Annotated in this window: 13 protein-coding genes; 6 read left to right on the forward strand and 7 right to left on the reverse strand. The window is 35.1% G+C overall.

Annotated features, from left to right (window positions below; translation table 11 throughout):
- Positions 1-706 precede the first annotated feature (706 nt).
- The 4 genes from F6K40_RS36590 (at position 707) to F6K40_RS41205 (ending at position 1,731) form a co-directional block, all read left to right on the forward strand.
- Positions 707-841, forward strand: a complete 135-nt coding sequence (locus tag F6K40_RS36590) for a hypothetical protein (RefSeq protein ID WP_293144011.1) — start codon at positions 707-709, stop codon at positions 839-841.
- A gap of 141 nt (positions 842-982) precedes the next feature.
- Complete coding sequence (locus tag F6K40_RS36595) at positions 983-1,285, forward strand: hypothetical protein (protein ID WP_293144014.1); 303 nt, start codon at positions 983-985, stop codon at positions 1,283-1,285.
- Entirely contained in the window at positions 1,282-1,509 is a 228-nt protein-coding gene (locus F6K40_RS36600) for a PIN domain-containing protein (protein ID WP_293144016.1), read from the forward strand. Before F6K40_RS36595 ends, F6K40_RS36600 begins: the two co-directional genes overlap by 4 nt.
- 21 nt (positions 1,510-1,530) lie before the next feature.
- A complete protein-coding gene (locus F6K40_RS41205; RefSeq protein WP_365674048.1) occupies positions 1,531-1,731 on the forward strand; it encodes a PIN domain-containing protein in 201 nt (66 codons plus the stop codon).
- Here F6K40_RS41205 and F6K40_RS36605 read toward each other — a convergent pair.
- The gene (locus tag F6K40_RS36605) at positions 1,706-2,524 is read right to left on the reverse strand and encodes an inositol monophosphatase family protein (RefSeq protein ID WP_293144019.1); all 819 of its coding nucleotides are present in this window, start codon (positions 2,522-2,524) and stop codon (positions 1,706-1,708) included. The genes F6K40_RS41205 and F6K40_RS36605 overlap by 26 nt on opposite strands.
- Before the next feature lie 414 nt (positions 2,525-2,938).
- Between F6K40_RS36605 and F6K40_RS36610 the strand changes: the two genes are divergently transcribed.
- The gene (locus F6K40_RS36610) at positions 2,939-3,250 is read left to right on the forward strand and encodes a hypothetical protein (protein ID WP_293144021.1); all 312 of its coding nucleotides are present in this window, start codon (positions 2,939-2,941) and stop codon (positions 3,248-3,250) included.
- 323 nt (positions 3,251-3,573) lie between these two features.
- Positions 3,574-4,419, forward strand: a complete 846-nt coding sequence (locus F6K40_RS36615) for a fatty acid desaturase (protein WP_293144023.1) — start codon at positions 3,574-3,576, stop codon at positions 4,417-4,419.
- Between the two features lie 119 nt (positions 4,420-4,538).
- Here F6K40_RS36615 and F6K40_RS36620 read toward each other — a convergent pair whose 3' ends face one another.
- The 6 genes from F6K40_RS36620 to F6K40_RS36645 all read right to left on the reverse strand — a co-directional run bounded on the left by F6K40_RS36620 (position 4,539) and on the right by F6K40_RS36645 (position 7,674).
- Positions 4,539-5,168, reverse strand: a complete 630-nt coding sequence (locus tag F6K40_RS36620) for an HAD-IA family hydrolase (RefSeq protein WP_293144025.1) — start codon at positions 5,166-5,168, stop codon at positions 4,539-4,541.
- A gap of 251 nt (positions 5,169-5,419) precedes the next feature.
- Complete coding sequence (queG, locus tag F6K40_RS36625; RefSeq protein WP_293144027.1) at positions 5,420-6,346, reverse strand: tRNA epoxyqueuosine(34) reductase QueG; 927 nt, start codon at positions 6,344-6,346, stop codon at positions 5,420-5,422.
- Between the two features lie 179 nt (positions 6,347-6,525).
- Positions 6,526-6,708 (reverse strand): hypothetical protein, encoded by a 183-nt coding sequence (locus tag F6K40_RS36630; RefSeq protein WP_293144029.1) that lies wholly within the window; start codon positions 6,706-6,708, stop codon positions 6,526-6,528.
- Between the two features lie 114 nt (positions 6,709-6,822).
- Positions 6,823-7,071, reverse strand: a complete 249-nt coding sequence (locus F6K40_RS36635) for an HNH endonuclease (RefSeq protein WP_293144031.1) — start codon at positions 7,069-7,071, stop codon at positions 6,823-6,825.
- Positions 7,059-7,184: a hypothetical protein gene (locus F6K40_RS36640; protein ID WP_293144033.1), complete on the reverse strand. Its 126-nt coding sequence runs from the start codon at positions 7,182-7,184 to the stop codon at positions 7,059-7,061. The genes F6K40_RS36635 and F6K40_RS36640 overlap by 13 nt, the downstream gene beginning before the upstream one ends.
- 55 nt (positions 7,185-7,239) lie before the next feature.
- Positions 7,240-7,674 carry a hypothetical protein gene (locus tag F6K40_RS36645; protein WP_293144035.1) on the reverse strand — a complete coding sequence of 145 codons (435 nt, stop codon included), beginning with the start codon at positions 7,672-7,674 and terminating at the stop codon, positions 7,240-7,242.
- Positions 7,675-8,605 lie beyond the last annotated feature (931 nt).

Consider the following 8,605-nt stretch of genomic DNA (forward strand, 5'->3'; position numbering starts at 1 on the left):
GGATGGGGAGGAGGGGGAGGAGGGGGAGGATGGGGAGGGGGAGGATGGGGAGGGGGAGGAAGAATTCTGTCTACATTCATAAAAAAGTGTATTGAAAAATACTCTTTTCTCCTGAAAAACCCGATTCAAGAATTAAACATAACTTGTCTATGTTGTCAAGTTTTATGAAAAGAGAAAGATGTTTATAAAGCAGAGCAAAAAAAGGGAGAGGATTGACTAAAAGGAAAAAATTTATTTCTCTTGGTTGATTGGATATGGCGTTTAGCTAGCGCAAAACTTTCATATATATAGGGAATGCTCCACGCTAGCTAAACGCCATCCCACCCTTCAGGAAACTGCGTTAACAACCGCTCTCTTGGTCGATTGGATATGCGGAGGAAACCTCCGCATCCCACCCTTCGGGAAGCTCCGCTAACGACCGCTTTTTCCCCTGGAAAGGGGAGACTTTTAACCTGAATTATCTAATTATTTAATTGTTTAATTGTTTCGGTAATTTTTTATGATTTGCCACACATAAAATCATTTCTTCTACATGATCTTTCCTCAAATTTTTTGATCACTATCTGGGTCATAAATTCGATAATCTATGAGCCAAAATCGTTCGATTTTTGGATTGAAATATATACAATTTACTATCCCTATGCCACAAACTACTTTATGCTCATTACCACGCTCACTGTCGCCCGACTAACTCAATTTTATTACTATGTTCAATGCTCAAGAACTGTATCATCAAAAATTAAATAACATAAGTGTGTTAGTTATAATTTCTTCTTTAACATTTCTCCATTTTACCCCAGAGCAAATAGAAATGTTTAATACAGTAGTAGAAGGGAAATAAAAAGGGTAAGTTATCTACTAGATACAAATTTAGTTACTGCAATTTTGAAGTAGAAGAAATATATTAAGGTAAGTGATATACTAAATATTAGTATAGTTTCACCAGTTGTAAACCATAATTAAAAAATTATAGGAGGAGATTATGACTCTAGCTTCTACAGAAAAGGATACAGTTCTTAAAATAATTTCAGAAATGATTCACCAAGTCATGGACAATGATAGTCTTTATCAAGAAGAATTAGATCGAGATGAACTTATCGAGACTTTCTCGAAATTATTAGATAGAGTGTCACCTCAAATTCTTCTACCTCTCAATGATGAACAACTAAAAGAAAGGGTTGAGAGAGTTATGTCAACAGAGTTATTATCGACAATACTTGATGATTTTACCCCAGAAGAAAAAGAAATGTTTAATGCTGCAGTAGAAGGGAGATGGGAAAAGTGAATTATTTATTAGATACTAATATAGTTTCAGCAGTTGTAAATCAGAATCAAAAAATTATAGATAAACTAATTGAGGTAGATATTAGAAAACAGAATATTTATATTAGCTGCATTAGCTTTTATGAAGTCAAAAGAGGATTATTATATGTGAATGCTACTCGAAAACTATCTACTTTTAACAGATTCTGTCAAAAAGTTACAATTTTATTCTTAGACAATTTATAAATTATTGAGAAAGCAACGGAAATTCACATAGATTTAAGAAGGAAAGGAAGACCTATTCAAGATGCTGATATACTCATTGCAGCAACAGCAATAACTCATAATTTAACTCTGGTTTATAATGATTCTGATATATCAAGAGTTGAGGGAATAAATTTAAAGAATTGGTTAGAGATAGAATATAATTTTACTGTTTACATTATTTTCTTAAAGGTTCAACTATAGACAAAAAATGGGGAACTAATTCTTCATTTCCCACAACCAAAGTAGGAAAGGGATGACTCAAATAATCTTTGCCTATTTTTAAAGGAAAAATATCTCCTGATCCTAATGGTATCCAAATTGCTCCTGCCGCTTTTGCAATTACCCAAGACGCAGCAATATCCCAAATTCTAGGTGTAGCTTCAACCCCACCAACAGATGCGCCAGAAGCTACAAGTAAAAAGTTATAACTTGCCATTCCTATCATTCTAATTTTTGTTGAAAGTTGCGGTATAATTCTTGTACTTCGAGTGCAAAGATTAAATAAATGATTACCACTAATTCTGTCTTTAATTGGCTGAATTTGTCGATGATTTAAAAATGCTCTAGGGATTGGAGGATTAGTGAAATAAGTTTGATTTTCTTGAGCGTAAAAACCATAATAAGATTGATGTAATGGTGGCAAACTTACATAACCAAATATAGGAGTACCTCGATACAATAATCCCATACAAATTCCCCAAATTGGCACACCTTTAGCAAAATTTGTTGTTCCATCTAAAGGATCGATAATCCAACACCATTCATTACTAGGAAATATCTGTTGACTTTCTTCTGTTAAAATTCCGTGGGTGGGAAAAGTAGAAGCGATCGCTTCTCTAATTTCCCGATCTGCCCATTTATCAGATTTAGTAACTAAACTACCATCAGCTTTTTCATCTGCTTTGACATTTCCAAAGTCTTTTAACAGTTTATTCCCTACTCTGAATGTAGTTGTTTCTGCAAAGTTTAAAACTTGGTTCCAGAAATCTGTCATTTTGTTTTTTATCCTGCTTATTTTGTTCGAGAAAATTTGTTAATTATTAATCAACCTAGTTAAACCTAACTTTTTAATAAGTTCTAGTGGGTTGAATTTTTCAATTGCGTAAGTCCTGAATATTTTACAGCGCTTTTCAAATCAATGAAGCAGATCGTCACAAGTATAACCCTAGGCGAAGCGTGAACACTTAACTGGGAAAAGGGAAAAGCAGACTTTTAAAGACTTTTCCTAGGTCATGCTGCGCAAAGAGGATTTAGAAATGTCCGCGCCCTTATAGCAGTTTTCATGCTCTCTTGACCACAGTTGTAATGATCGGGGGTTTTTATGGAAGATTTGTATTAATATGAAACTAGCCTTTAACTCATTACTCCTAACTCCTAACTCCTTACTCCTTACTCCTACAACAGTTTTGTGGTCTACTCAACTGAAAAGCGCTGTAAAATCAAGCAAGTCTATAACAGCGACGCTCCAGCAATTGTCCAATTATTAAAGAATTTGCCTTTGAAAGTCAGAATTTTCTGGAACTTGTTGCGAATATTCCCGATTAAACCGATTAATGTTCAACCTACATTCCGCACTTCAAAATGTAGCACAAAAAAGGAGTCAGGGGTAAGGAGTCAGAATTCAGGAAGAAATCATAGTGCTAACTTAGTAAATCAACAACTAAGTAAATATTTATGCTTAATATATCCTCAGAATTTGACGAATCAGAAAGGTCAATAAAGATAATTTACATAGTAGACACCTCCAAAAATAAAAAATAAAATCAATTCTTATCCAGAAATTATCAATTATTCTTCCCTGTTCCCTGTTCCCTGTTCCCTGTTCCCTGTTCCCTGCTATAAATACTTAGCAAGTCACCAATCTTCATACTACTTTTGATGTTGCAAATTGAAATGCGGAATCAGGGTTGAAGCTTTGCGCAGAAAAGTGCGTTAATAGAAAATGATGAAGAGAAAATAGGCAATAGAGAATTTATTGCTTTTTCCCTCAATCAGAAATTACCAATACTGGAAACCTCCGTCCACTTATCTTAATGGTATAAAATGCTTGTCAGAAAAAAAGTTGATTACTATCCGATTGCAATCATTATCTTTGTTTTTGGAATTGATTTAGTCGTTTTTTTATTTAGCCCTTCAATTGTCATTCCTATTGTTTGGGCAACAGTCAGTCTATATGTCAAAGGTTTTATCTGCTGTTGGAACCATAATCATCAACACTATTTATTTTTTAAAGTTTCTTGGGCTAACCGTCTGATTGAATTAATCATGGGGTTAAATACAGGCATTGTGGGAGAAGCTTGGGTGCTGCACCATACCCTAGGACACCACCTTAACTACTTAGATCAATCTAAGGATGAATCGGCTTGGAAGACAAAAAGTGGGAGATTAATGTCCCATTGGGAATATACTTTCAAGGTGGGAATTCTGGCCTACCCTCTTGCACTGGCAGTTGGTAAACGTCACTCCAAGTCTCGTAATAAGCTCATTCAAAATATGGCCGTCACAGCTTTAGTCCTAGGTTTGCTGGCTTGGATAAATTGGCTCAGAACTTTAGTCATTTTTATAATACCAATGATTATATTATTTTTTATGACTATTCGTGAGACTTACTATCATCATGCAGGTTTGGACGAACAAGACCCCTATAAAGCAACCTATAACATTACCAATCGCTGGTACAACTTATTAACTTGTAATTTGGGCTACCATACAGCTCACCATTTGCAATGCGGTCGCCATTGGAGCGAGCTCCCCGAGTTCCATGAAGAAATCAAAGGTAAAATTCCCAGTAATTTATATCGAGAACCGGGTTTTCCTTTTGGTTTAGCAAGCAAAATTGAAGATTCACTCATAAGCTGGAGAAATCGCAACTCTGAATTGCTCGAGTGATAAACAAGGAGCGCCGGAGACCGTAAGGTTTCAATATGGGATTTCTCGATTCTACAGCCCTTAACACCTTCTCCACAAAGCACTCCCCCATTGGTATGTGTATCCATATTATGTTAGCTTCAAAAGTTATTAATTACTTCAATTAATTCTTGTGGTTGATCAACCAAAGCATCTGGCTGATATTCAGATAAAGCTTCTCTAGAATTAAAACCCCAAGTCACAGCTATTGCCTTAATTTTAGCTTTTTTAGCAGCATTAATATCCCTAGTTTCATCTCCAACATAAACCATTTCTTCTGGCTGAATGTTCTCTGATTTTAAATATTTTTTGATGACTCTATGCTTGCCAAAAAGTGTTGTACCTGAATCCATAAAATCAAAAATCAACAAATCATATTTTTGCAAAACATATTCTACATTTTCTTGACCATTAGAAGTAATTATTCCTATTTTATAGCCTTGAAGTTTCAGAGCTAACAAAGCTTCTTTAATCCCAGAAAATAATCCTACATCATTAATTTCTTTTTTAAATTCAGCTCTAATTCTTTTCAGCAAAAAAGGTACTTTAAAAATAGATATTCCTGACTGATTAATCAATTCTAGCGGATTTAACTTTTCAATTTCTGGGATTTCTTCTTTATTAGCTTGTTTATATCCAAATTCAACTGATAGACGATTTGCGATCGCAAAAATCAGATCGAAAGTATCTGCTAATGTACCATCAAAATCAAAAATAACTATTTTTATCATTATCAAATAGGGAGTAGGATTTAATAATTAATAATTAATAATTAACAATTAATAATTAAGAGCTGATTTGTAAACTTCAGCAAAAGTCTTATATTACCTGGCTGTTAGCAATTATAACTTTACTTGACAAAAATCCTCAAAGCTAAATTTAGTAAGTGATTCAGCGCCTTAATATTTACTGTATAAATCAGCTCTAAAATTTTTTTCCATTATGCATTGTTCATTATTCATTATTCATTACAATAGTCCTATTATTCAAGATTAGCACGAGCATTTCGTTGCAGCATTTTTGGCTTAATTCGTCGCAATGCAGATGCGGGAAACTGCCTATTCCAATCTTCTTCTGATATCTCTCCTAGTTCTGTTAACTGAGGTGTTAAATTATCAGGGTAGGGTTGAAACTCATCAATATTTGTCTCTTGAGCAAATCTTTGATTCCAAGGACAAACATCTTGGCAAATATCACAACCTGCAACCCACCCTTTTAAATTTGACTTAATATGTGCAGGGAGTTCTGGATTTCTATTTTCAATTGTATGATAAGCAATACAAAGATTGGCATCAACAACAAAAGGTTCTACAATTGCATTAGTCGGACAAGCTTCCAGACAACGAGTACAACTACCACAATGTTCAGTATGGGGGCGATCGCTTGTCAACTCTAAGTTCGTCAGCACTTCCCCCAAAAATACCCATGAACCATATTCCCTAGTAATCAGATTACCATTTTTTGCTATCCAACCCAATCCAGCTTGCTCCGCCAATGCTTTTTCCATAATAGGGCCAGTATCTACATAATAGCGAGTTAAAATATTCTTGTCTTGCTCTTGCAGCCATTTGGCAAGACTTTTTAACTTTTTGTGGATAACTTTATGATAATCTCTACCCCAGCCATAGCGAGAAATTTTGCCAATCTCACTATTTTCAGAATGTTGATGTGGCGTGTAATAGTTGAGTGCCAGACAAATAACAGACTCTACCTCTGGCATAACTCCCTTCAAATCTTGACGTTTAGGATTAGCCATCCATTCTAAATCTGCCTGATAACCTTTATTTAACCACCTTTGTAATCTATTTATTTCTGAGCCAAATTCATTAGCTGAAGCTATCCCAACCTTGTGAAATCCCATTTCTAGGGTTTTTTGTTTGATTTGACTACTGCTAATAGGGGATTTCATCGATCTGTTAAGTTTTAGACGGCATTTTCCTCGACATTTATGGACAACTGTGGACAAAATGTATAGGTATAACCCTCTTTTTGATGTACAACTTTTAATTTGCTTGACTTTAACACTTTTTGCTTTCTGTCCAGGGACTGTGAAATTAAAACTATTTGATGCGTGAGTGAGGATTAACTCTACCTACAACTCCAGTGTCCATATTCAATGCGTTCGTCTCCACTATTCCAACCTTTGATTGGTTTGAGTGGGTTATACCTGATGGGGTAGCCATATTTATTTACCGCTGCTTTTTGTCTACCTCCTTGCCCTTTGCAAATAGCAGCTAAAGCTTGAGTTGTCTTAAAATCTAACTGATTCACTTCACCTTATCAAGCCGCGTCTATGCAGTGCGATGAAGGTAACTTCTGCCTTCTCTAGCGGTTAAATTTTGTTTCTCCCCCGCGCTTATGTAATTACCCTCAACTCATTAGTCTTTAAAGTCTTGAACAATTTCCATCCAGTAGAATTAACCGAGTAGTGCATCTTTTAAAGGTAATCTGGCAAGGGGTAAGTATTTGCTTTAATAATTCTGGGAAACCAGATAAGAATTCTTTGACATCTTGGTTACTCTTAAGTTGGTTGCATTTACTACAGGCAACAGTTAAGTTAGGTACTCTGTCTGAGCCTCCTTTCGACTTGGGGTGAATATCTTCTATTTTAGCCTGGTGTATTAGTTTTGCCACTTGTGGAAGCGCAAGTTCGACCCCCTAACTTCTAACAAATATTCTCTCAATTCATATCCTGCTAATTCACCCTGTTGATACTCAGTACCATAAATTTCTAGATTTTGAATCAATTGAGTATCAAGAAGAATCCCGCGATGCCCTTAAAAGGGCAACGTCGGGAGTATGTCAAGCTATAGTCGATACTTGTAAGGAACGATCTAAAATTTCTCGTCCTAGTTCCACATCTTTAGAAGGACATTTCCAGTCAGGATGACTTGTAATTAATAAGCTCTCTAAAGTTTCTTTGTCAAATATATGGCATACTAATATACCATTGAAATAACATTCAACCGCATAGCAGTTTTGACTAATGCAGTATATATAGCAGCTTTCTACAGCTCTCTCTATTTTCATATGTGCCCCTGATTCTAGGGCTTGAAATTTGAGAATATTTTGTTTAAACTCTTCTAATGAAGAAACTATTAGACCAGGAATCACCCCTGTTAGTGTTTTTTCTCCATTAATGTGAATCCAATAATTCCTGCTAGGATCAATTCCTTTTAGCCAAGGAGAGCGATCGTCTAGACGGTAACGAGGAGCCAAAGGAAGAAAAATATTCATATTTATATAACCAATCTAAAATAGATTTTTATTGAAAAAACTATTTTGATCTTGCGTTAGAGTATCCTACAGGTGCAACTAAATTTAATAAAACTTATCACATACTTCAAAATTAACGAAGTTATAGTAAACTACCCGAGGTTGATCCATAAATTTCAGTTTTAATAGCTAACTTACAATACTTAAGACAAATAGTGAAGTACAGTTCTAGACTAATCTCTCTTTCCTATTACTAAACTGATCAAACTTTGTACCTCACTAACTCCACAACTGCTGTCATTTTTGGTAAACTAATAAAGTAATTATATAGAATCGGGTTATATGATATATGTTGATAATTCTATAATTAATTCAAACTCTCCACACTCCCCATCCCCAACTATATAATAAGTATTCAACCGGATTTGATATTACCTATTTTAAAGTTTGCAGAATATTGAATTTACTGTTCATCCCACTTAGATTTGAACCAAGGAAAATTTATAAATTGAGCAAAAAAGTTATAGTAAGTAATAACTAAATTGAATCTTTTTCCCTGTTAAAATGTTAAACCTGGTTATAATATTCACCTAACTATTTAGGGCGTGCTGATTAAATCTAAAAGTATTGACTCCTAAAGGTTCAGCGCCTTTTTTCTCGTCAGAAATACCTGGTGCGTGAGCTGCTTCATCAAAATGCATGTGAGGATGAAAGGGTTGACTGAGGAAGAAAAATCACGAATTAAATTCTGACTCCTGCCTTCTGTAGGGACGTTGCATGCAACGTCCCTACCCCATTCCTCCTGTCTTCCCCTCCTGGGAGGGGTTATATAGAATCCGGTTATATAGTATATGTTCATTATTAAATCGGACAATCGGACCATCTCCCCCAACAATACACTCTTGTATTCAACCGGATTTGATATTACTCCTTACTCCTTACTCCTTACTCC

The sequence above is a fragment of the Okeania sp. SIO3I5 genome (genome assembly GCF_010672085.1).
In the GTDB taxonomy this organism is placed as follows: Bacteria; Cyanobacteriota; Cyanobacteriia; order Cyanobacteriales; family Microcoleaceae; genus Trichodesmium.